We start from the raw sequence: 22,827 nt of genomic DNA, 5'->3' as shown, positions 1-22,827 counted from the left end.
CCCTGGGAGTTTTTCTCGGGGGAGCTGTGCAACGTCTTCTGCCGAACCTCGGCGCGCTGGTGCTGGTCGCGGTGCTCGTCGGCGCGGTGGTCTGGCTGAGGCCCGAGCCTCCGCCGCCCGCGCCGCCTCCGGTGCGGGACGTCGTCCTGCAGTACGCCGACGGGTCCGAGCTGTGGAACAGCGGTGAGGGGCGGCCGAGGTCGCACCTGGAACGCCGGGTGCTCGCGGAGCTCGCCGACCTGGGCCTGTCCCTCGACCAGCTCCGCGCCGCCGGTGGCGTGGTGCGGACGACCGTGGACGCCAAGGCCCAGACGATGGCCGCCGCGGTGGTCGGCAGGCTGGTCGCGGTGGACCGGGGTGATCGGGCCGCGTCGGTGACCGCCGTGGAACCGGCCTCCGGTGGTGTGCGGGTCTACCTGGGACTGAGCCGGGCCTCCGACCCGGGCGGTGAGCCGGAGGAGCTGACGCCGGAGGTCGTCCGCCCGTTCACCGACGCGGGCGCGCCGGAGGTGGTGCGGACGATGATGAGCCCGTTGGAGGTGACGGCGGCGTACGCGGCTCTCGCCGGTGGTGGCGTCCGGCAGCAGCCCCACTTCGTCACCTCGGTCACGGGCGCGGACGGTTCGCAGCTCTACCGCAGGACCGGTGCCCCCGAGGTCGTCGACCGGCGGGTGGCGGAGCGGGTCAGCGCGCAGCTCAAGGAGAAACCCGGCTGCGGAGGGACTTCGTGCGTGACCGGCGCCCACCCGTGGACGGTCGGCTACACGCCGCAGCTCGCGGTGGCGGTCTTCGTGGACCAGACGACCGACACGGACCTCACGAGGGTGGTCTGGCAGGAGTTCCTCGCCTCGCTGTGAGGCCGGGGTCCGGGGACGAGACCGGCGGCGCCGTTGACGCCGATCCGCCCGGGAGTCGCGTGCTTCCTAGCCGACGTGCCACGTGTGCACGGGCTCGCCCGCGTGCATCAGCTCCATGTACCGCTTGAGCATGCCGGACAGCGCCGCGTCCCTCGACAGGCCGCGTTCTTCCAGCAGCGCAACGGTTTCCCGCTGCCACGACGATCCCGTGCGCCGCGCGAGGCAGCGCTGCTCGATCACGCCGAGGTAGCGTTCCCGCGCCTCGTCGGAGACACCGCAGTCGCGCAGGCCCTCGTGCGCCATCGGCAGGAGCCGGCGCAGCACCAGCTCGTCCGGCGGGATCCAGCCGATGCCCGGCCAGTACAGCTGGGCGTTCATGCCGTGCCGCGCGCCGGTGTAGAGGTTCTCCTCGGCCGCCTGGAACGACATCTGCGTCCACAGTGGACGCTCCTGGGAGGTGAGGGCGCGCTGGGTGCCGTAGAAGAAGGCCGCGTTGGCCATCGTGTCGAGCACCGTGGGGCCCGCGGGCAGCACGCGGTTCTCCACGCGCAGGTGCGGAACGCCTTCGACGACGTCGTACACCGGGCGGTTCCAGCGCCAGATCGTGCCGTTGTGCAGGCGCAGCTCGGAAAGACGAGGCGCGCCACCGGCTTCGAGGGTCTCGATCGGGTCCTCGTCGTCGGTTTCGGGCAGCAGGCTGGGGAAGTAGCGCACGTTCTCCTCGAACAGGTCGAAGATCGACGTGATCCACCGTTCACCGAACCACACGCGCGGACGGACGCCCTGGTTCTTGAGCTCGTCCGGGCGGGTGTCGGTGGCCTGCTGGAACAACGGGATGCGGGTCTCGTGCCAGAGCGCCTTGCCCAGCAGGAAAGGCGAGTTCGCCGCGATCGCGACCTGCACGCCCGCCAGGCACTGCGCCGCGTTCCAGTGCGCGGCGAAGTCCGTCGGCTCGACCTGCAGGTGCAGCTGCACCGAGGTGCACGCCGCCTCCGGCAGGATGGACTCCGCGTAGCTCAGCAGCTTCTCGGGACCCTTGCCCGGCATCGCCGGGCCTTCCATGTGCAGCACCATCTCCTCGCCGCGGGCCTTGAAGATGGTGTCGTTGAGCAGCGCGTACCGCGGGGCCTCGGAGAGCCACCTGCGGTCGAAGTGCCGCTCCCGCAACGTGGGCAGCACGCCGATCATGGCGAGGTTCGCGCCCACGTCGTTGGCCTTGGAGTCGGCGTTGTCGAGCGACTGCCGCAGTTCCTCCTCCAGGCCGAGCATCTCCCCGCCGGCGAGCTCGCGCGGCGGCACGTTGATCTCCAGGTTCTGCTGGCCCAGCTCCAAGGTGTAGGAGGGATCGTCGATCTTCTCGAGGACCTCCGAGTTCGCCATCGCCGGACGCATCGCGTCGTCGACGAGGTTCAGCTCGATCTCGAGCCCCATCTGCCTGCGGGGAAAGGAAAACGTGTCTTCGGCCAGCATCGTGGCCAGTGCGTCGAGACTCCGCTGCATCTTCTCGCGGTAGCGCTGGCGGTCGTCTCTGGTGAAAGTGCGGCTGGACACTTCACTTCCCATGCCGCTACCCCTTCGCTCGGCGCCGGTGGGCGCGGGCCAGGCGGAACGCCCAACGTGACACAGCCGAATGCCCCTTTACATCGCCCAAAACGGTGCTCTCTGTCACGTCGCGGTAACAACCAGCGATCATCCGCTGGTCGGGCGCGTGCGGTTCCGCCCTCCGGACTACCTCGCCTGTTCCACATCGGGCCGGATGCGAAACTCCTCGCGTGGCGAAGGTGATCGAGATCAACGACCCGGGTGACCCCCGGCTGGACGACTTCCGCGACCTGTCGACGGCCGACCGCAGGCCGGACCGGCCGGGAGGCCGAGGTCTCGTCATCGCCGAGGGCGTCGTGGTCGTGGAACGTCTGCTGACTTCGCCGTACCCCGTGCGCGGGCTGCTCGGGGTGCGGCGGCGCATCGAGGCGCTCGACCTTTCCGACCTGGACGTTCCCGCCTACGTGACGTCAGCGGAGGTGATGGCGTCGGTCGTGGGGTTCCACTTGAACCGGGGTGTGCTGGCGGCGGCCGACCGCGCCCCGGCGGTCCCCCTGGAGGACCTGGCCGACCGCTCGACCCGCCTCGCCGTGCTCGAGGGCGTGGGCGACCACGAGAACCTGGGCTCGATCTTCCGCAACGCCGCGGCCCTCGGCGTCGACGGCGTCGTGCTGGGCCCGGGGTGCAGCGATCCGCTGTACCGGCGCAGCGTGCGCGTCTCGATGGGCCACGTGCTGCGCGTGCCGTTCGCTACCACGGATGAGTGGCCTGCGGCGCTGAACATGTTGCGGCACAAGGGGTTCACAGTTGCCGCTCTGACGCCCCGACCCTCCGCGCTGCATCTTGCGGACGCCAACCTGCGCGGCCGCCGCGTGGCGGTCCTGCTGGGATCCGAGGGCCCGGGCCTGACCGAGGAGGCGATCGAGGCGGCGGACGTCGCGGTGCGCATCCCGATGTCGTCCGGGGTGGACTCGCTCAACGTGGCCACCGCCGGAGCGGTGGCCTTCTACGCGCTGCTGTGAGGGTCGGGGTCAGAGCAGCGTCAGGATGAGCGCGAGCCAGGCGACGAGGACCCCGGTCGCCACGCCGTACGCGACCCAGCGCCATACCGGGACGTTGCGCCCCAGCCACACGCTCGGCGCGAGACCACCGACCACCAGCACGTTCGCGACGAGCGCGAGCCACAGGCTCGTCTCACCCAGCCCGAGCGACAGCGACACGACGGTCACCGTGACGATCGCCGCCGTGATGACGGTGACCGTGAGCCCGGTACCCCAGGGCGTCGGCTCGGGCTCCTCCTCGACCGACGTCTGCACCGGAGACGGCTCGTCCACCGCCTCCTCGGAGGCTTCAGGGGCTTCGACGCTCACCAGCTCGCCGCTGACGGGGTCGGTGTAGCGAATCGGCGTGTTCATGACCGCCGCGATCCGACCGGCGAGCTGCTTGCCCCTGCGAGCGACGAGGGCACTGGCCACCCCGTCCGCCGGCGTCTCGGTGCGCACCACGGCGTCGGCGACCTTCGCCCACTCGTGCAACGCCTCGGCCAGGTCGGCGCCGAGCGGCAGGCTGTGCGGGTCGACCTCGCGCTCGCCCTGGTGGTCGCCGGAGGGATCCTCTCCGGCGAGCACGGCACGGCCGTCCCGGACTCGCAACTCCACTGGATCCTCCTCGGTCTGGAGCTTCGGGAGGAACCTATCGGACGTGGGGGAGGGGGAGAACGGATATGTGGGGGCTGGGGCGGTGCTTGCGAGGGTGCGGGTCGGCTCGGGTTGGCTGGTTCCGGTTCCAGCGGGGTGGTGACCTGTGTGGTGGTGTCACCTTTGTGCGGGTGGTTGCGTTGGGTGCCGTATCGCGCGTGGCTGGGTCATCGCCGCTTCGCGACGATCGCGATCGGGGCTTGACTTCGGGGCCCTTGCGAGATGCTGGGCCGGCCTGAAAAGCCGAGCAGAAAGGCTCGGCCGATCCGGGCAACGGTAGCACCTCGCACCCGAAGTCAAGCCCCAATCGCCGTCGTGGTTGCGTCATCACCGCTGCTCAGGGGCGTGTGGTTCGGACGGGCTCGGCTTCGCCGTCGCGGTTGGTGGACGGGTGGCTCGCCTAATGAGTGCTGAGCCGGTCGTCTGGCAGGCTCGGTTCTGGTAGCGCTGGTGGGTGAGCACTCGGCTCGCCTGGACTGTGAGTCCTTGCCGAAGATCGTGCCCTCGCCGGTGCCGGGAGAACGGGATCGCTGCTGGGATGTCGTGCCCACCGGCTGGTGTGAGCACTGTTCATTAGGTCGCTGATGGTTCTCCCGTTGCTGCTGATGAGGTGTGAGTCGGGAGGGTGAGATGCTGCTGCTGGTGGGTGATGACTGGGCTGAGGATCATCACGATGTCGAGGTGATGGACGCTGGCGGACGCAGGCTGGCGAAGGCCCGGTTGCCCGAGGGGGTGGCGGGGATGGCGCGGTTGCACGCGTTGATCGCCGAGCACTCGGGTGATGCCGATGTGGGGGATGTGCAGGTGCGGGTCGGGATCGAGACCGACCGGGGTCCGTGGGTGGCCGCGCTGGTCGCCGCTGGGTATGCGGTGTTCGCGGTGAATCCGTTGTCGGTGGCGCGGTTTCGGGACCGGTATCAGGTGTCGGGCGCGAAAAGCGATGCGGGGGACGCGCATGTGCTGGCGGACATGGTCCGCACCGACGCGCACCAGTTGCGTCCGGTCGCGGGTGATTCGGCCGAGGCCGAGGGCATCAAGGTCGTGGCGCGGGTGCACAAGACGTTGATCTGGGATCGGACCCGTCACACGCTGCGGTTGCGGCATTCGTTGCGCGAGTACTTCCCCGCTGCGCTTGCGGCGTTCACCGATCTGGACGCGCCGGACACGCTGGAGCTGCTGGGCCGGGCAGCCGATCCGGACACCGCGAAGAGGTTGTCGTTCAACCAGATCCGCGGCTCGTTGGCGCGGGCCCGGCGTCGGGACGTCGACACCAGGGCCGCCGAGATCCAGGCCGCGCTGCGCGCCGAACACCTCGGACAGCCGCCGGTGGTGACGGCCGCCTATGCGGCGGCGACCCGCGCCACGATCGCGATCCTGGCCACGCTGGCCGAGCAGATCACCGGCCTGCAGCGCGAGGTCGAGGCCCATTTTGGCCGGCACCCGGACGCTGAGATCATCCTGTCCCAACCCGGGATGGGACGCGTTCTCGGCGCTCGGGTGCTCGCCGAGTTCGGAGACGACCCCACTCGCTACGCCAGCGCCAAGGCGCGCAAGAACTACGCCGGCACCAGCCCGATCACCATCGCCTCCGGCAAGAAACGCACCATCGCGGCCCGGCACGTCCATAACGACCGGCTGCTCGACGCCCTGATCGCCCAGGCCTTCGTCGCCATGCGGGTCAGCCCCGGCGCCCGCGCCTACTACCAGCAGCAACGCGCCCGAGGCGGCAGCCACAACGCCGCCTTGCGCCAGCTCGCCAACCGCCTGGTCGGCATCCTGCACGGCTGCCTCAAAACCCGCACCACCTACAACGAACACACCGCCTGGGCACACCACACCGCCGCAGCCGCTTGACACCCCTGGCAACTGGGATGTCTTCGGCTTTGCCCTTTGGACGGTGCTCGTCACGGCTTGCCTTCGGCTTCGCATTGCTCGGCGCCGTAATTGTCAGACCCGCTGAGTACATTCGGTCGCGGGGATTCGAAATCAGAGGGGACCCCTGCGCGAGCCTGCCCGCCGCATCCGCGTCGTTGCCTGCACTCCGCATCCCCGCCGCCCCGGCCCCAAGCGAGTAACCCCGCCCCCGGCCTGAGCCGCCATCCCGCCCCAAGGCCCGAAGCGGTAGGTCGCGTTCGCGCCAGATCCCCATTGGCGCGAACGCGACCTGCTGGCCTAGGCGAGCGAGTCGCGCCAGGCCGTGTGCAGGGCCGCGAACCGGCCCCGCTCACCGATCAGCTCCTCCGGGGAGCCGTCTTCCACCACAATGCCACCATCCAGCACCAGCACGCGGTCGGCGATCAGGACCGTGGACAGGCGGTGGGCGATGATGAACGCCGTCCGGTCCGCCAGCACTGTTTCCAGGGCCGCCTGCACCGCGCGTTCGGTGGGCACGTCCAGGGATGATGTTGCCTCATCCAGGACCAGCACGGCGGGGTTTGCCAGGAACGCCCGCGCGAACGCGACCATCTGGCGTTGGCCCGCCGAGAGGCGGCCGCCTCGTTTGCGGACGTCCGTGTCGTAGCCGTCGGGGAGGGCGGCGATGAACTCGTGCGCGCCCACCTCGGCTGCCGCTGCCTCGATTTCCGCCCGGGTCGCCGAAGGGCGGCCCAGGGCGATGTTGTCGGCCACGGAGCCGGAGAACAGGAAGTTCTCCTGCGTCACCATCACCACGGCCTTGCGCAGGTCGGTGTCCGCCACCGAGCGCAGGTCCGTGCCGTCGAGCCGGACGGAGCCGGCAGACGGGTCGTAGAAGCGCGCCACGAGCTTCGCGACCGTGGTCTTGCCCGCGCCGGTGGCGCCGACGAGGGCCACGGTCTGGCCCGCCGGGACGTCCAGCGAGAAGCGCGGGAGCACCAGCCTCGACGTGCCGGGGTACTGGAACTCCACGTCGGCGAAGCGGACGGCGCCGCGTGCGTGCGGCAGGGCCGCCGGCGACCTCGGTTCCGGCACCGACGGTTCCTCCTCCAGGACGCCCGAGATCTTCTCCAGGGCGGCGGTGGCGGAGGAGTACGAGTTCGCGAACATCGCCAGCTCGTCGAACGGGTCGTAGAAGCGGCGCAGGTACAGGGTGAACGCGGTCAGCACGCCCAGTTCCATCACGCCGCCCGCGACGCGGTAGGCGCCCCAGGCGAGGATGACGGCCAGCGAGACGTTGCCGATGGCGCGGATCGTGGAGACGAACGTGGCCATCACGCTCAGGGCGTCGGTGTTCGCGTCGCGGAACTGGCCGTTGAAGCCCTTCATGATCTGCTCGTTGCGGGGCTGGCGGCGGAACGCCTGCACCGCGCGGATGCCGTTCATGGACTCCACGAACTGCACGATGATCTTGGCGATCGCGCCTCGCGTGCCGCGGTAGGCCTCCATCGAGCGGCGGCGGAACCAGCGCCACAGGAAGAACAGCGGGATGAATCCCGCGATCACGACCGTGGCGAGCGGGGCGTCGAGCCAGATCAGGATGACCGCGATGCCGACGACCGACAGGGCCGCGTTGAACAGGCTGTCGAGGCCCTCCTCGAGCAGGTCCTGCAACGCGTCGACGTCGCTGGTCAGGCGCGAGATGACCTTGCCGGACGTGTACGACTCGTGGAAGCCGACCGACAGGCGCTGCGAGTGCCGGAAGATCCGGCCGCGCAGGTCCAGCAGCAGGTCCTGGCCGACGCGGCCGGAGACGCGCAGGAACGCCCAGCGCAGGAACGTCATCAGCAGCGCGGCGACCGTGTAGCCGGCGACGCACCAGATCAGGATCGACGCGTTGCCGCCCAGCGCGGCCGGGATGCCGCGGTCGATCGCCGCGGCGATCAGCAGCGGGCCGGCCAGGGCCGCCACGTTGCCACCGACCACCGCGGCGATCGCCAGCGACGTGCGGGCGACGTGCGGGCGCAGCAACGACCCCAGCAGCTTGCGGGAGCGGGCCTGCAGGCGCAGGCCCGTCGAGTGCGACAGCTCCTCGATCTCCTCGGCGGCGACGCCGCGCCACTCTTCCTCTTCAGCCGCAACGGGTGCAACGGACTCACTCACGACGCCACCTCCTCTTCGACCAGGTCGTCGTCCATGCTGGACAGAAGTCGCCGGTACTCCTCGTTGTGCTCCAACAGGTCGCGGTGCTCGCCGATCGCGGCGATCCTGCCCTCGGACAGCAGCGCGACCCTGTCGGCCAGCTGCACCGTCGACGAGCGGTGCGCCACGACCAGTGCCGTGGTGTCGCTCAGGACGCGGCGCAGCGCGGCCTCCACCTCGGCCTCGGTGTGGACGTCGAGCGCCGACAGCGGGTCGTCGAGCACCAGCACCGCCGGCTTGCCGACGACCGCGCGGGCCAGCGCCAGGCGTTGCCGCTGACCACCGGACAGCGACAGGCCCTGCTCGCCGATCCGCGTCGCGAGACCCCACGGCAGCGCGTCGACGAACTCCTCCGCCTTGGCCACCCGCAGCGCCTCGCGCACGGCGGCCTCGGAGACGTCCGGCACGCCCAGCCCCACGTTCTCGGTCACCGACGCGGAGAACAGGACAGGTTCCTCGAACGCCGTGCCGACGACGGTCCGCAGGTCCTCCAGCGACAGCTCGCGCACGTCGACGCCGTCGATCGTGATCCGCCCGCCGGTCACGTCCGCGAGCCTCGGCACCAGCGCGGTCAGCGTCGTCTTGCCGGAGCCCGTCGCGCCGACCAGCGCCACGGTCTCGCCGGGCCGCAGGTCGAGGTCGATGCCCGACAGCACCTCCCGCCCGTCCTCGAACGCGAAGCGCACGTCCTCGAAACGAACGTGCCCGCGCAGCGGCGTGGGCAGCGGCGCGGGCTTCGCGGGGCCGGTGATCGTCACGGGGGAGTCGATGACCTCCCAGTAGCGTTCCAGCGCCGACGCGGCCTGGTTCGTCTCCGCCAGCAGCCAGCCGATCGAGTCGATCGGCCACCGCAGGTACGCGCTCACCGCGACGGCCGCGACCAGCGTGCCGACCGTCATCCCGCCGTTCACGATGCCGATCGCGCCGACGCCGAGCATGCCCGCGATCGACAGCTCCGGCAGCACGATCAGCACCGACCACAGCGCGGCCAGGATCGAGATCTTGTTCAGCTCGGTCGTCCGCAGCTCGCGGGCCTGCGCCAGGAACCGCTTCGAGAGCTCCGGGCCGCGCCCGAACGCCTTGAGCACCCGGATGCCGAGCACCGACTCCTCGACCGTCGTGGTCAGGTCGCCCGCCTGGTCCTGCGCCCGGCGTGCCACGACCTTGAACTTCGCCTCGAAGAAGTACGAGATGACGATCAGCGGCAGCGCGCCGCACAGCGACACGATCAGCAGCCACGGCGACAGCGCCGCGATGATGCCGAGCCCGATCAGCACGACCAGGCTGTTCACGATCAGGAAGACGATCGCGAACGCGACGAACCGCCGCACGGTCGTGAGGTCGTTCGTCGCGCGCGAGAGCAGCTGACCGGACTGCCACCGGTCGTGGAACGCCACCGGCAGCCGCTGCAGGTGGCGGTAGAGGTCGAACCGCATGCGCGCCTCGACCTCGGCGGCGGGCCGGGCGACGATCTTGCGCCGGATGTAGAACAGCGCCGCCTCGCCGAGACCGAGCAGCAGCACGCCCGCGATCAGCCACGGCAGCGGGCCGGTCTCCTTGTTCTGGATCGGACCGTCGACGATGCGCTGCGTGAGCAGCGGGATGCCGAGGCCGCACAGCATCGCGAGCATCGTCGCCGACAGCACGACAGCCATCCGTGCGCGGTGCGGCCGCACGTACGGCCACAGCCTCCGCAAGGTCCTGATTGTCGAGTTACGTTGATCGCTCACGCGACGAGCCCCCTCCAGGTCCTCTCCAAAGTACGAAGGAGGACCGGCACTCAGCATCCGGTTTTTCACCCCACCGGAGCCTGCCGGCTCGACTTAGGTCGAGGTCAAGGGCACCATGACCAGCATGACGCGGTTTCTGCGCAGCGAGCAGACGATGGCGTTTCCACACGGACGGCTCATCGCCTCACGCGACGGGGTGAACTACGTGCTGGCCCCGGACGGCTGGGACCACCTGGCCGGCCCGCGCCCCAGGCACGCGATGCCCGTCTCCCGCGAGGACGCCGAGGACTGGTGCGAACGCGAGGGCTGGGACCTGCACCTGCTCGACGAGGTGCCGGCTACGACCTCTTGAAGGTGAGCAGGCCTACCAGCCCGTAGGCGACGGCCGCGAGCAACGCCTCGGCGTGGTGCCGGTTGGAGAACCACGCGAGGACGGGCTCGTGCACCTTGAAGTAGAGCCCGAGTCCCAGCAGGACGGGCCCGAGCAGGATGATCGGCCACACCGGCCGCACTCCGAAGATCCACAGCACCGGCCCCGCCAGCACCAGCGACGACACCAGCGCGAGCGGCAACCCGATCAGCACGAGCAGCAGGAACGTCGACATCGACGTGCTGTCGAGCCACGACTTCAGGAACCCCGACTCGTACGCCCACGTCCACCCGAGCACCAGCCCGGCGCCCACGGCCATCGACAGGACGACCCGCAGCAGCAGTCGGCGTCCAGCCCTACCCGTCCTGCCCGCGGTGCTCTGCTCCGTCACGCCTCCCACGGTAACCAGCGGTCACCGCGGCGGCCAAGGCGTACCCGGCCGCGGCCGCGATCACCTTCACACCGAGATCATGACGACGCGGACCGGAACGCACCAGCGGCTGAACGGCGGGTGACCGCCGTGTCAGCGCCGCCGCGCCCGCCCCGCCGCCGAAGCGGCGACCGCGTAGGCCACGCCGGGCACGACCACCGCCGCGGCCATGAGGAACTGGACCCCTTCCGCCTGGTACAGGTCCAGGTAGGCGGACTCGAACCACACGACGCCCACGATCAGCACGGCCCACAACACGCTGCCGATGCCGGTGGCGAGCCACCCGCGTTCCTGCCGGGCCAGCCGGAACCCCGCCCAGACCAGGACCCCGGCGACCACCATCCAGAGCGCGAAGACCGGCGGGTAGAGCACGGGGAGCGAGACGCCGCAGCCGGTGCGGCCGGGCCGGAGGTGGCAGTGGCGGGAGAAGCCCTCGAGCGTCAGCGCGAACCCCGCGCCGGCGAGGACTCCCGCACCCGCCCCCACCGCGGTGCGCAGCAACATGAACCCAGGACTACCGGGCCGGGCACCGGACCGGGCCGATCTTCACGAACCCTCCACGACACCTTCACCGCGGGGCGTCGTGAGCAGGGCGATCAACGCGTACAGCGCGGCGAACACCGCGAAGGACACCGGGGTCACCCCCAGGAGCAGCACCATCGCCACCACGGCCATGAGGGTCGCGGGCACGGCGACCAGCCAGGCCCGCGACACCTTCCACGCACGCAGGGCGAAACCGCCCACGACAGCTCCGGCCACCGCGAACACCGGTGCTGCGATCACGAACGCCTGGAGGCAGCCCCAGTCGTCCTTCGAGCAGACGGCACCCGAGGCGAGGAGCTCGAACATTCCCCACCAGGCCAGGCCGAGGAGTGCACCCACTCCGGCAGCCAGCGCGACACGACGTCCCACGGCGTCAGCTTCTCACTCAGCGGTTCGACCGCACGCCCAGTAAAACGTCCTCCCACGAAGGGACGATGGGGTGGTTCTTCTTCCCCCGCTTCGGAGGAGGGTCCTTGCGGACCGGCTTCTCCGCGACGGGCTCCTGCTCGTGCTCCACCGGCGGTGCGGGAGGGACGGGAACGGGCTCGGGCGCCTTCTCCTGGACCGGCTTCTCCGCGACCACCGGGGTGGCCACGGGTGCCGTCGCCTGGGCGGGAACCGGCACGGGCGCCGGGTCCTCCACGAGGGGCATGGACGCGGGGAGGACCGGAGTCGCCTCCAGGGCCTGCCGCGCCAGCTGCGTCACGGGTCGCACCGTGCGCAGCGTCCGGTTCGGGTTCGGGTCCATCAGGTCGACGGCCGCGTCGTCGAGCGCCGTGACCGTGCCGCCCTGCGCACCGGGGTGGAACGCCCAGTGCGCGCGGTTGTCCGAACGCCCGGTCGTCCAGTGCAGCTGGACGATCCAGCGGCCGTCGTCGCCCTTCCACGAGTCCCACCTGGTGTCGGACAGGTCGTGGCCGCGCAGGCCGAACGAGTGCGCGACGACCTCGCCGAGCGTCTGCACGTCCGGGCCGTCCTCACGGACCGGGTGCGCGCGCTGGGCCATGTCGGCCGTGCGCGAGCGCTCCAGCAGGACGGGGTAGGCGAAGCGCTCGATGCGGTTCGTCGGCATGCCCGCGGCAGCCGCGACCTGCTCGATCGACTCGCCGGCGCGGATGCGCGCCTGGATCTCGCGCGGCCGCATCTGGGCCTCGCCGGACTCGATCTGCATCTGGCCGAGGCGCGCGAGATCACCGCGCAGGGCCGCCCGAAGACGCTCGTCCGCGGGGAGCGTGAAGCGCTCGCCGCGGTTTTCGGGGTCCTCGAGGATGACGGACTTGCCGTCCTCGTCGAGCCCGATGACTCGCAGCGCTCGCATCGTGGCCTCCCTGAATTCGCACCTCGCCAGCAGACAACGTTAGGACAACGAGCCGACCAGCAGTGGGAGACTCGCCGATATCTCTACGTGATCTTGCCAGTTCACGAGGGTTGCCGCACGCCGGTTTCCGGAAGGTTCACCTGGACCACCAGGCCTCCTCCCCCGTTCGGACGAGCCTTCGCCGAGCCCTGGTGAGCCCGCGCCACGGACTGCACGATCGACAGCCCGAGGCCCGATCCGGCGGTCCCGGTCCGGTCGCGCAGACGTCGAAAGGGCTCGAACAACCCGGGTACTGCCTGGGCAGGCACGGTGGGGCCGGTGTTGGTGACGGTGAGTTCTCGATCAAGCTCGACGGTCACGGAGCCGCCCGGCACGTTGTAGAGGACGGCGTTGCGCAACAGGTTGCCGACGAGCTGAGCTAGTAAGACCGGGTCGCCGTCGACCAGATACCTGCGAGTGCGCACGGCAAACGTGACGTTTTTCTCGGCGGCAAGTGCCGCGCAGGACTCGATTTCGTCGTCGACGACCTCGTCCAGCCACACGAGCTCACGCGTCGCGAGGCCGCGGTCACTGCGAGCGAGCAGCAGCAGTCCGTCGATGAGCTTCTCGCTCCGTTCGTTCGTGTCGAGCAGGTGCGCTCCGAGACGCCGCATGTCGTCGTTCGCGTCCGGAGCCGCCAGCGCCACCTCGATCAGCGTCCGCTGCACGGCCAGCGGCGTCCGCAGCTCGTGCGAGGCGTTCGCGACGAACCGCTTCTGGCTGTCGAACGACGACGCGAGGCGGTCGAGCATGCCGTCGAAGGTGTCGGCGAGCTCCTTCAGCTCGTCCGGCGGCCCGTCCAGCTCGATGCGCCGGTCCAGGCGTTCCGCTTCCAGCCGGTGCGCGGTCGTGGTGATCGCGTGCAACGGCGCCAGCACGCGCCCGGCGACGACCCAGCCGAGCCACACCGCGATCACCGCGGCCACCAGCAACGCGACGACCGACTGCCACAGGACGGTGTTCATCGTGTTCGCCGCGAAGTCGGCGCCGCTCACCACCAGGGTGTCGGCGGGCAGCTGGGAGGCCTCGACGGGCACGAAACCGGGGTAGGCCGCCACGTCCGGGGGCAGGGCCCGCGAGACGGCGATGCCCTCCATCGGCATCCACTCGGCGAGCAGCCAGTAGTTGAGCCCGATCAGCGCGACGCCCGCGATCAGGAACACCCCGGCGTACCAGGCCGTCAGCCTGGTCCGCAGCTTCACGAGCCGAACCGGTAGCCGGCGCCGGGCACGGTCTGGATGACCTGCGGCGAGCCCAGCTTGCGGCGCAGCGTCATCACCGCCACCCGCACGGCGTTGGTGAACGGGTCCGCGTGCTCGTCCCAGGCCTTCTCCAGCAGCTCCTCGGGGCTCACGACGTTGCCCTCCGCCCGCATCAGCACCTCCAGCACGGCGAACTCCTTCGGGGAGAGCGGCAGGAACGTCCCGTCCCGCGACGCCTGGTGGCGCGGCAGGTCGAGCGTCACGCCCGCCCGCACCAGCACCGGCGGCAACGCGGGACGGGCCCGGCGGCCCAGCGCCTGCACGCGTGCCACGAGCTCGGCGAACGCGAACGGCTTCGTCAGGTAGTCGTCGGCGCCGAGGCCGAGCCCCGCGACCCGGTCGTCCACCTCGGCCGCCGCCGTCAGCATCAGCACCCGCGCCTCACCGCCGGTCGCGTGCACCGCCCTGCACACCTCGTCACCGTGGACGAGCGGCAGGTCGCGGTCGAGCACCACGACGTCGTACGCGTGCACCCCCACACGCTCCAACGCCGCCTCACCGTCGTAGCAGACGTCGACCGCCATCGAGAACCTGCGCAGCCCCTCGGCGATCGTGTCCGCGAGCAGCTGTTCGTCCTCGACCACCAGCACACGCATGGCGCCCATTTTCCGCGCGGAGGGCATAAGCACCGGATAAGGCCTTTCGCTTAACGCCGCCGAATGAGCGCCTCCGTAGACCTGTCGCCATGAAATCCACCATCGCAGTGCTGCTCGGCCTGCTGCTGGCGCTCACCGCCTGCGGGGCGGAGGACCAGCCGGCCGACGCGGAGAAGGACGAGAAGGGCGACTCGGTCCAGTTCGCCAAGTGCATGCGGGAGAACGGCATCGACATGCCGGACCCGGAGTCGAGCGACGCGGGCGTCGGCATCACGATCGGCGGCGAGGGAGGCATGGACCCCGAGAAGATGAAGACCGCGCACGAGGCGTGCAAGAAGTTCCTGCCCAACGGAGGCGAGTTCAAGCCGCCGTCGCCCGAGGACCAGGACAAGATCCGCAAGCAGGCGAAGTGCATGCGGGACAAGGGCCACAGCTGGCCGGAGCCGAAGTTCGGGGGTGGTCCTGGCGAGCCGGGGGAGCCGATCGAGCTGCCCGACATGGAGGACGAGAAGGTCAAACAGGACATGAAGGAGTGCGGCATCGGGGACGGCGGCATGATCGCGGCGAGGCCCGTCGGATGAAGCGCCGCGTGAACCGCAAGATCGTCATCGCCGCCCTCGTCGCCGCCGTCGTGCTCGGCACCGGTGGGGTCGTGGTGCTGACGAGGATCGCGTCCGACCGAGCCGGCGCCGCGCCGCTGCGGAACGCCCCCGCGAAGACCGCCCAGGTGACGAGGACCGACCTCGCCGACCAGCAGTCGGTGACCGGCCAGCTCGGCTTCGGCTCGGAACGAGCGCTGGCCAGCCGGAAGGGCGGCACCGTCACGGGCCTGCCGGAGCAGGGCGACGTCATCGAGCAGGGCAAGCCGGTGTTCCACGCGGATGCCAAGCCGGTGCCGCTGTTCTACGGCCGGATGCCGCTCTACCGCGACCTCGACCAGGGCATGTCGAACGGGCCCGACGTCAAGGTGGTGGAGGAGAACCTCGCCGCGCTGGGGTTCCAGGACTTCGGCACGCCCGACGAGAAGTTCACCTACTACACGGCCACCGCGCTGAAGAAGTGGCAGAAGGCCAACGGCCTCGAGCAGACCGGGAAGCTCGGCGCCGGCGACGTCGTCGTCCAACCCGGGGCGATCCGCGTCGCGTCGGTGACCGGCCAGCTCGGCGCACCCGCCGGCGGTGACCTGATGAAGGTCACCGGCACCGAGCGCGCGGTCACCGTCGAGCTGGAGCAGTCCAAGCAACGCCTCGCCAAGCAGGGCGAGAAGGTCGAGCTGTCGATCACCGGCGGCAAGCCCGCCACCGGCACCATCACCGGCGTCAACCGCACCACGGGCGACCCGAACCAGGGCTCCAAGCCGAAGATCGTCCTCACGATCTCCGTCGACGACCCGAAGGCCGCGGAAGGCCTGGACACCGCCAACGTCACCGCGCTCTTCACCGTGGCGAAGAAGCAGAACGTCCTGGCCGTGCCGATCGGCGCGCTGCTCGCGTTGAACGAGGGCGGCTACGGCGTCGTCACCGACGACGGCAGGACCGTCCCGGTCACCGCCGGCATCTTCGCCAAGGGCCAGGTCGAGGTGCAGGGCGAAGGCCTGCGCGAGGGCATGAGGGTGGTGACCACCGAGTGATCACCGTCGACCACGCGAGCAGGACGTACCCCGGCGGTGTGCAGGCGCTGCGCGACGTCTCCCTGACCGTCGGGGGCGGGGAGATGCTCGCGATCGTGGGGCCGTCCGGCTCCGGCAAGTCGACGCTGCTGCACCTGATGGGCACGCTCGACAAGCCCACCGCCGGCCGCGTCGAGATCGACGGCCACGACGTGTCCTCGTTGTCGGACAACGCCTTGTCCGCACTGCGGGCGCGCACGATCGGCTTCGTGTTCCAGCAGTTCTTCCTCACCGAGGGCCTGTCCGCGATCGAGAACGTGGCCTCCGGCCTCGTCTACGCCGGCGTGCCGCGGTCGAAGAGGCGGTCGATGGCGATGTCCGCCCTGGACAGGGTCGGCCTGATCCACCGCGCACTGCACAAGCCGCACGAGCTCTCCGGCGGCGAGCGCCAGCGGGTCGCGATCGCGCGGGCCGTGGTGAACACGCCGGGCATCCTGCTGGCCGACGAACCGACGGGGAACCTGGACACGAAGAACGGCGCGGGCGTGCTGGAGCTGTTGGAGAGCCTCAACTCCGACGGCACGACGATCGTGATGATCACGCACGACCGGGACATCGCGGCCTGGGCGCCGCGCCGCGTCGAGGTGCGGGACGGGGTGATCGTGTGACTTCACCAAGAACCGGGACTCGCGGCCTCGCTCGAGTCACCTCGGGCTACGGCTCGACCAGCCGCAAGGATGTTCTCGGCCGCGTTGAGGTCCCGGTCGTGCCGGGTGCGGCAGCTCGGACACGTCCACTGCCGCGCCGAAAGCCGCAGTTCGGCGAGCCGGTCTGTCCCGCGATACGACATGCGTTCGTCCTCGTCGCGATAGCGGCGAGCCCGTTCGTCCAGCGACCTGTCACCGGGAACACCATGAGTGGTCGGACGCGGGCTTGCACGAGGAGGGCGCTGTGATCGACCTCCTCCGCCTCGGGTTCTTCGGCATGCGGACCCGTCCCGTCCGCGCCGTGCTGTCGGCCCTGGGGATCGCGATCGGCATCGCCGCGGTGGTCGCCGTGGTCGGCATCCCGGCCTCCAGCGCGGCCGCGTTGCGGGAGAAGATGTCCAAGCTCGGCACCAACCTCCTCACCGCCGCTCCCGGCCAGGACCTCTTCGGCCAGGACGCGAAGCTGCCGGAGACCGCGGTGCCGATGGCCAAGCGGATCGGCGCGGTGTCGTCCGCCAGCGCCACCGGCAAGATCTCCGCGAGCGTCCGCAAGAACGACCTGGTGCCGTCGAGCGACACGCTCGGGCTGCAGGTGCAGGCGGCGGAGCAGGACCTGCTGAAGGTGCTGAACGCCGAGGTCCGCGCGGGCCGGTGGCTGTCGCCGGGGGAGAAGTCGGTGGTGCTCGGGGGCACCGCGGCCTCGCGCCTGGGCGTCGACGAGCCGGGCGTGCAGCTGTGGATCGACGGGCAGTGGTTCACCGTCGTCGGCATCCTCGGGCCGCTGCCGCTCTCGCCGGAGATCGACAGGTCCGCGCTGGTCGGCTGGGAGGCGGCGAAGGAGGCGTTCGGGTTCGAGGGCAACGCGAACACGGTCTACGTGCGCACGTCGCCCGACCAGGTGGACGATGTACGCAACCTGCTCGGGCCGACGCTGAACCCGCAGAAGTCCAACGAGGTCAAGGTTTCCCGGCCGTCGGAGGCTCTCGAAGCCCAGCAGCTGGCCGAGAGCTCCTACAACGCGCTGTTCCTGGGACTGGGCGGGGTCGCGTTGCTGGTGGGTGGCGTCGGCGTGGCGAACACGATGGTGATCTCGGTGCTGGAACGCCGCAGGGAGATCGGACTGCGGCGGGCGCTCGGGGCGACCCGCCGGCAGGTCCGGTGGCAGTTCCTCACCGAGTCGGTGCTGCTGTCGGGCCTCGGCGGGCTGGTCGGCGTGGTCGTGGGCATCGCGGTCACGGCCGGGTACTCGATCAGCCAGCAGTGGCCCGCGGCACTGCCGTGGCCCGCCCTGCTCGGAGGAGTGGGGTCGGCGGTCCTCATCGGCGCCATCGCCGGCGTCTACCCGGCGGTGCGGGCGGCACGGCAGTCGCCCACGGAGGCACTCGCCTGAAAAGCACTGGGGCGCACCGGAAAGCCGTTCGGTGCGCCCCAGGTCGCTGCTGTCGTCAGAGCTGGCCGACGATCCAGTCGATCGCCTGCGTCAGGATCGTGACGTCGTTCGGCTCGATGGCCGGGAACATCGCGACGCGCAACTGGTTCTTGCCGAGCTTGCGGTACGGCTCGACGTCCACGATGCCGTTGGCGCGCAACACCTTCGCGACAGTGGCGGCGTCCACGTCGTCGGAGAAGTCGATCGTGCCGACGACCTGCGAGCGGTCAGCGGCCTTCTCCACGTACGGCGTGGTGTACGGGGTCTTCTCGGCCCACGAGTACAGGCGGTCGCTCGAGTCCTTCGTGCGCGCGACCGACCAGTCGAGGCCACCGTTGCCGTTGATCCAGTCGATCTGGTGCGCCAGCAGGAAGAGCGTGGCGACCGACGGCGTGTTGTACGTCTGGTCCTTGGTGGAGTTGTCGAGAGCCGTCGGCAGCGACAGGAACTCCGGCACCCAGCGGTCCTTGAGCTCCTCGACGCGCTCCAGGGCCTTCGGCGACATCAGCGCGAGCCACAGGCCGCCGTCGCTCGCGAACGACTTCTGCGGTGCGAAGTAGTAGACGTCGAAGTCCTCGGCCTTGACCGGCAGACCACCCGCGCCGGAGGTGGCGTCGATGGCGATCAGCGCCTGCTCGGAACCCTCGATGCGCGTGACGGGCATCGCGACGCCGGTCGAGGTCTCGTTCTGCGCCCACCCGACCAGGTCGGCGCCCTCGGCGTAGAAGAGCTCGGGCGCGGTGCCCGGCTCGGCCTTGGTGACGAGCGAGTCCTTCAGGAACGGCGCGGTCTGCGTGACCTTCGCGAACTTGGAGGAGAACTCGCCGTTGGTGAAGTGCTGCGCGGTCTCGCGAACGAGCCCGAAGGACGCCGCGTCCCAGAACGCCGTGGTGCCACCGTTGCCGAGCACGACCTCGTAGCCGTCGGGGAGCTGGAACAGCTCGCGCAGGCCGGAGCGCACGCGGCCGACGAGGTTCTTGACGGGCTTCTGCCGGTGGGACGTGCCGAGCAGCGCCGCACCTTCGGAGGCGAGGGCCTGCACGGCCTCGGGACGCACCTTGGACGGTCCGCAGCCGAAGCGGCCGTCGGACGGCTTGAGCTCGGCGGGAAGCACCAACGAGGTCGGATCGGCGGTCTGGGTCATGTGGTCACGCCTCCGGGGCGATTGACGAGCTTCAGGGACCTGACCGGCGCCGTTGCCGGAGTTCACAGTGTTGCAGGCCGGTGGCCGGGAGGTGACAACCGGGTGTCCTGGGTCACTTCACCACGGCGTGTCGGGGTCTCACCGCAGCATGCCTCGACCCATCGCCGTCGTCACCGCCGCCGTCCGGTCCGACACCCCCAGCTTGTTGAACACCCGCAGCAGGTGGGTCTTCACCGTCGCCTCCGAGATGAACAGCGCCCGCCCGATCTCGACGTTGGACAACCCCTTCGCGACCAGCCTCAACACCTCGGCCTCCCGAGCCGACAGCGGCGGCGTCCGCACCTGCCCGACCACCTTCGCCACCATCGACGGAGCGAGCACGGTCTCGCCGCGCGCGGCGGCTCGGATGGCCGCGATCAGGTCCTCGGTCGTCGAGTCCTTCAGCAGGTATCCGGACGCACCGGCCTCCACCGCGCGGAGGATGTCCGAATCGGTCTCGTACGTCGTCAGCACCAGCACCCGCGGCCCGGTCCCGACGATCCGGGCGGTCGCGGCCACACCGTCCATTTCGGGCATCCGCAGGTCCATCAGCACGACGTCCGGCTTCAGAGCGGCCGCCGAGGTGATCGCCTCCTGGCCGGACCCTGCGTCGCCGACCACCTCCAGGTCGTCGGCCACGAGCATCCCCCGCAGGCCCTGGCGCACCACCGGGTGGTCGTCCACCAGCAGAACCCTGATCACAGCGGCACCTCCACCAGCACTGACGCCCCCTCGTCCGAGGACAGCGACAGCGTCCCACCCACCTGTTCGAGCCGGGCGCGCATCCCCCGCAGGCCGAAGCCCTCCGGGGCGTCGCCGAAGCCGCGGCCGTCGTCGCGCACCTCCAGGGAGACGCCGTCCTCGTCGAACCTCATCACGACGTCGACCCGCGAGGCGCCGGAGTGGCGGTCGACGTTGGTCAGCGCCTCCTGCACGGTCCGCAGCAGCACCACCTCGGCCGAGGTCGCCAGCGGCCGGGCGTCGCCGATCACCCTGAAGCTGGACGGCAGCGCCACGCCGGACACCAGGCGCCGCAACGCGTCCTCCAGCGACGAACCGTCCAAAGGCGACGGTGAGTTCGACGCGACCAGGGCCCGTGCCTCGCGGAGGTTCTCCCGCGCCGTCCGCAACGCCAGCTCGACGTTCGGTTGAGCGCCCTGCAGCAGCGTGATGATCGACGTGTAGCCCTGCGCCAGCGTGTCGTGGATCTCGGCCGCCCAGCGCGCCCGCTCGGTCTCGAGCGTCAGCGCCTCGATGCGTTCGAGCAGCTCACCGCGTTGCTCGTTCTGCTGCGCTATCCGGCTCACCGCCCAGCCGAACGCCTGGGAGAAGCCGACGATCAGCAGTGCGCCGGGCCACGGCAGCGCGGGGTCGGCACCGGCCAGCCAGGTCAGCAGCTGCGGGGTGAAGACGAAGACGACCATCGGGAAGAACGCCCAGGTCACCGGCATCATCATGTAGATCTGCGGCACGAGCCCGAACAGCGCGAACGTGGCGTTGCCGGTCAGCCAGACCGCCGGGGCCCAGAGGGCCAGCGAGCCGGCCGCGTAGACGAGGCCGCGCCAGTCCTCGATCCCGTCCCTCATGAGCCGCAGGCCGTACCCGACGAACCACAGCGAGTTCAGGACGAGCAACCCCACCGCCGACAGCCGGTCGGCGAGGGGGTTGGCGTCCACCAGGATCAGCGCGATGGTGGTGACCTGGGTGAGCCCGAACAGCACGTACCAGGTGGTCAGCGGCTGGTGTTGCTCCACCTGAAGGTCCTGCCGACGAGCACGAGGCCCGCGACGCTCCACGCCCCGAGCACCAGCGCGGTCTTGCCCAGCTCCCATGATCCCGCCGCCTCCATGACCGCGTAGCCCTCTTCCAGTGCGAACACCGAGCGGAAACCCTGGCACACCCACTTGAGCGGGAAGAGCGAACCCACCGTGCGCAGCGACTCCGGCAGAGCCGCCTGCATGATGAACACGCCGCTGAGGAACTGCAGCACGATGTACGGCAGGTTCAGCACGCCGGCGGCGTTGCGGGTGGACTTCGCGATCCCGCTCAGCGCCACACCGATCAGCGAGCAGGCGATGACGCCGAGGGTGAAGACCCAGGCGAACGTCAGCCACTTCTCCGCGCTGGCCGGCAGTTCCAGGTCGAAGCGCAGCACACCGACCGCGACCAGCAGCACGGCCTCGAAGAGGCTCGACACGAAGACCAGCACGATCTTGCCGATGAAGTAGGACGTGAACGGCATCGGCGTGCCGCGCAGCCGTTTGAGCGTGCCGTCCTCGCGGTCGGCCACGACGCTCATGCCCAGTCCGACGAACGACGTCGAGATGATGCCGGCGCCGATCATGCTGGCCGCGAACATCTGCGCGGCGGCGACCTCCTTCACGTACACGGTGCCGAGCAGCAGCATCAGGACCGCCGGCAGCGAGACAGTGAAGATGAGGTTTTCCTTCTGCCGGAAGAACTCCCGCAGCTCGGTCCCACCCCTCGCGAGACCGAGGGCGAGGGTCGAGGGCAGAGCGGCCGCCCCGGACGCGACAGCGGTGGTCATTTGATCAGCTCCAGGTAGACGTCTTCCAGCGACGGGCGGGTGACGGTCAGCTCGGCCAGCTCGCCGTGCCGGGACAGGTCGGCGATGACCTTGGTGGGCTCGTGCGTGAGGACTTCGCGGTAGCCGCCGTCGGACAGCCACCGGACGGTGGCGTCGGCGTGCGCGCGGCCGCCGAGCGTCTGCGGGGTGCCCTCGGCGACGATCCGTCCCCCGGCGAGCACGGCCACGCGGTCGGCGAGCGCCTCGGCCTCGTCCAGGTAGTGCGTGGTCAGCAGGATCGTGGTGCCCTCGGCGGCCAGCCGTGCGACGAGCCCCCAGAACTGCCGGCGCGCCTCGGGGTCGAAGCCCGTGGTCGGCTCGTCGAGGAACACGAGCTCGGGGCGGCCGATGATGCCGAGCGCCACGTCGAGGCGTCGCCGCTGCCCGCCGGACAACGTGCCGACGCGCGACTTCGCCTTCTCGGTGAGCCCGACGAGGTCGATGACCTCCTCCGGGTCGCGCGGGTCGCCGTAGTACCCGGCGTAGTGGTGCACGGCCTCGCGCACCGTGAGCGTCGCCGCGTCCGTCGCGCTCTGCAGGACGATGCCGAGCTTCGAACGCCACTCCCGGCCGCCCCTGGCCGGGTCGACCCCCAGCACGCTGACCTCGCCCCCGTCGCGGTCGCGGTGCCCCTCCAGGATCTCGACGCTCGTGGTCTTGCCGGCCCCGTTCGGGCCGAGCACGGCGAACACCTCGCCGCGAGCGACGTCGAGGTCCACCCCCGCCACCGCCTGGTGGCCCTTGTAGGCCTTCGTCAGGCCCCTCACCCGGATCGCGTTCATGCCGTGAATCCTGCGGTCGCGGACCCCTCTCGCGGGACGACCGCACCGCTGACCCCGGTCGTCAACCGGTCGGTGGACACGCGGTCGTGT

24 protein-coding genes are annotated in these 22,827 nt (G+C 70.4%); 8 read left to right on the top strand and 16 right to left on the bottom strand.

All coding sequences use genetic code 11. The features are described 5' to 3' along the window. The first annotated feature begins 26 nt into the window (after nt 1-26). Nucleotides 27-857 (top strand): hypothetical protein, encoded by an 831-nt coding sequence (locus V1227_RS25360; protein WP_329787988.1) that lies wholly within the window; start codon nt 27-29, stop codon nt 855-857. A gap of 66 nt (nt 858-923) precedes the next feature. Here V1227_RS25360 and V1227_RS25355 read toward each other — a convergent pair whose 3' ends face one another. Then, nucleotides 924-2,420: a glutamate-cysteine ligase family protein gene (locus tag V1227_RS25355; RefSeq protein WP_329787987.1), complete on the bottom strand. Its 1,497-nt coding sequence runs from the start codon at nt 2,418-2,420 to the stop codon at nt 924-926. 209 nt (nt 2,421-2,629) lie between these two features. On the opposite strand from V1227_RS25355, the gene V1227_RS25350 reads away from it, so the two are divergent. After that, nucleotides 2,630-3,421, top strand: a complete 792-nt coding sequence (locus V1227_RS25350) for a TrmH family RNA methyltransferase (RefSeq protein ID WP_329787986.1) — start codon at nt 2,630-2,632, stop codon at nt 3,419-3,421. Between the two features lie 9 nt (nt 3,422-3,430). On the opposite strand, the gene V1227_RS25345 is transcribed toward V1227_RS25350, so the two are convergent. After that, a complete protein-coding gene (locus tag V1227_RS25345) occupies nt 3,431-4,057 on the bottom strand; it encodes a DUF2537 domain-containing protein (protein ID WP_329787985.1) in 627 nt (208 codons plus the stop codon). A 672-nt stretch (nt 4,058-4,729) separates the two neighbouring features. On the opposite strand from V1227_RS25345, the gene V1227_RS25340 reads away from it, so the two are divergent. Then, nucleotides 4,730-5,950 carry an IS110 family transposase gene (locus V1227_RS25340; protein WP_329794022.1) on the top strand — a complete coding sequence of 407 codons (1,221 nt, stop codon included), beginning with the start codon at nt 4,730-4,732 and terminating at the stop codon, nt 5,948-5,950. 318 nt (nt 5,951-6,268) lie between these two features. On the opposite strand, the gene V1227_RS25335 is transcribed toward V1227_RS25340, so the two are convergent. Together V1227_RS25335 and V1227_RS25330 are read right to left on the bottom strand one after the other, a co-directional pair. Continuing rightward, nucleotides 6,269-8,113, bottom strand: coding sequence for an ABC transporter ATP-binding protein (locus V1227_RS25335; RefSeq protein WP_329787984.1), 1,845 nt, complete (start codon nt 8,111-8,113; stop codon nt 6,269-6,271). Next, a complete protein-coding gene (locus V1227_RS25330; protein ID WP_329787983.1) occupies nt 8,110-9,849 on the bottom strand; it encodes an ABC transporter ATP-binding protein in 1,740 nt (579 codons plus the stop codon). Before V1227_RS25330 ends, V1227_RS25335 begins: the two co-directional genes overlap by 4 nt. A gap of 157 nt (nt 9,850-10,006) precedes the next feature. On the opposite strand from V1227_RS25330, the gene V1227_RS25325 reads away from it, so the two are divergent. Then, a complete protein-coding gene (locus V1227_RS25325) occupies nt 10,007-10,234 on the top strand; it encodes a hypothetical protein (RefSeq protein WP_329787982.1) in 228 nt (75 codons plus the stop codon). On the opposite strand, the gene V1227_RS25320 is transcribed toward V1227_RS25325, so the two are convergent. The 6 genes from V1227_RS25320 to V1227_RS25295 form a co-directional block, all read right to left on the bottom strand. Beyond that, entirely contained in the window at nt 10,221-10,643 is a 423-nt protein-coding gene (locus V1227_RS25320; RefSeq protein WP_329787981.1) for a hypothetical protein, read from the bottom strand. The genes V1227_RS25325 and V1227_RS25320 overlap by 14 nt on opposite strands. A gap of 132 nt (nt 10,644-10,775) precedes the next feature. After that, on the bottom strand, nt 10,776-11,186 hold the full coding sequence (locus V1227_RS25315) for a hypothetical protein (protein ID WP_329787980.1): 411 nt from the start codon (nt 11,184-11,186) through the stop codon (nt 10,776-10,778). Nucleotides 11,187-11,228: 42 nt separating this feature from the next. Then, nucleotides 11,229-11,594, bottom strand: a complete 366-nt coding sequence (locus tag V1227_RS25310; protein ID WP_236220579.1) for a hypothetical protein — start codon at nt 11,592-11,594, stop codon at nt 11,229-11,231. Nucleotides 11,595-11,610: 16 nt separating this feature from the next. Next, entirely contained in the window at nt 11,611-12,543 is a 933-nt protein-coding gene (sepH, locus tag V1227_RS25305; RefSeq protein WP_329787979.1) for a septation protein SepH, read from the bottom strand. Between the two features lie 101 nt (nt 12,544-12,644). Next, nucleotides 12,645-13,784, bottom strand: a complete 1,140-nt coding sequence (locus tag V1227_RS25300; RefSeq protein ID WP_329787978.1) for a sensor histidine kinase — start codon at nt 13,782-13,784, stop codon at nt 12,645-12,647. Beyond that, complete coding sequence (locus V1227_RS25295) at nt 13,781-14,440, bottom strand: response regulator transcription factor (RefSeq protein WP_329787977.1); 660 nt, start codon at nt 14,438-14,440, stop codon at nt 13,781-13,783. Before V1227_RS25295 ends, V1227_RS25300 begins: the two co-directional genes overlap by 4 nt. 89 nt (nt 14,441-14,529) lie before the next feature. On the opposite strand from V1227_RS25295, the gene V1227_RS25290 reads away from it, so the two are divergent. From V1227_RS25290 to V1227_RS25280, 3 genes are read left to right on the top strand one after another with little or no spacing between them, the layout of a single operon-like run. Beyond that, on the top strand, nt 14,530-15,021 hold the full coding sequence (locus tag V1227_RS25290; protein ID WP_329787976.1) for a hypothetical protein: 492 nt from the start codon (nt 14,530-14,532) through the stop codon (nt 15,019-15,021). Between the two features lie 8 nt (nt 15,022-15,029). Then, a complete protein-coding gene (locus tag V1227_RS25285; RefSeq protein WP_329787975.1) occupies nt 15,030-16,070 on the top strand; it encodes a peptidoglycan-binding protein in 1,041 nt (346 codons plus the stop codon). Beyond that, a complete protein-coding gene (locus V1227_RS25280; protein WP_329787974.1) occupies nt 16,067-16,717 on the top strand; it encodes an ABC transporter ATP-binding protein in 651 nt (216 codons plus the stop codon). Before V1227_RS25285 ends, V1227_RS25280 begins: the two co-directional genes overlap by 4 nt. A gap of 2 nt (nt 16,718-16,719) precedes the next feature. On the opposite strand, the gene V1227_RS25275 is transcribed toward V1227_RS25280, so the two are convergent. Then, nucleotides 16,720-16,899 carry a zinc ribbon domain-containing protein gene (locus tag V1227_RS25275; protein WP_442916360.1) on the bottom strand — a complete coding sequence of 60 codons (180 nt, stop codon included), beginning with the start codon at nt 16,897-16,899 and terminating at the stop codon, nt 16,720-16,722. A gap of 134 nt (nt 16,900-17,033) precedes the next feature. Between V1227_RS25275 and V1227_RS25270 the strand changes: the two genes are divergently transcribed. Then, entirely contained in the window at nt 17,034-18,146 is a 1,113-nt protein-coding gene (locus V1227_RS25270; RefSeq protein WP_329794105.1) for an ABC transporter permease, read from the top strand. Nucleotides 18,147-18,201: 55 nt separating this feature from the next. Here the strand turns inward: V1227_RS25270 and serC are convergent, their stop codons facing one another. From serC to V1227_RS25245, 5 genes are all read right to left on the bottom strand, one after another. After that, nucleotides 18,202-19,329, bottom strand: coding sequence for a phosphoserine transaminase (gene serC, locus V1227_RS25265; protein ID WP_329787973.1), 1,128 nt, complete (start codon nt 19,327-19,329; stop codon nt 18,202-18,204). Nucleotides 19,330-19,467: 138 nt separating this feature from the next. Further along, on the bottom strand, nt 19,468-20,070 hold the full coding sequence (locus V1227_RS25260) for a response regulator transcription factor (RefSeq protein ID WP_329787972.1): 603 nt from the start codon (nt 20,068-20,070) through the stop codon (nt 19,468-19,470). Next, complete coding sequence (locus V1227_RS25255; RefSeq protein WP_329787971.1) at nt 20,067-21,122, bottom strand: sensor histidine kinase; 1,056 nt, start codon at nt 21,120-21,122, stop codon at nt 20,067-20,069. The genes V1227_RS25260 and V1227_RS25255 overlap by 4 nt, the downstream gene beginning before the upstream one ends. Then, nucleotides 21,101-21,916, bottom strand: a complete 816-nt coding sequence (locus V1227_RS25250; RefSeq protein WP_329787970.1) for an ABC transporter permease — start codon at nt 21,914-21,916, stop codon at nt 21,101-21,103. The genes V1227_RS25255 and V1227_RS25250 overlap by 22 nt, the downstream gene beginning before the upstream one ends. After that, on the bottom strand, nt 21,913-22,737 hold the full coding sequence (locus tag V1227_RS25245) for an ABC transporter ATP-binding protein (RefSeq protein ID WP_329787969.1): 825 nt from the start codon (nt 22,735-22,737) through the stop codon (nt 21,913-21,915). Before V1227_RS25245 ends, V1227_RS25250 begins: the two co-directional genes overlap by 4 nt. Nucleotides 22,738-22,827 lie beyond the last annotated feature (90 nt).

This window comes from Lentzea sp. DG1S-22, assembly GCF_036321065.1.
Lineage (GTDB): Bacteria > Actinomycetota > Actinomycetes > Mycobacteriales > Pseudonocardiaceae > Lentzea > Lentzea jiangxiensis.
The sequence above is the reverse complement of the archived record's forward strand: the minus strand, read 5'-3'. Positions and strand labels throughout refer to the sequence as shown.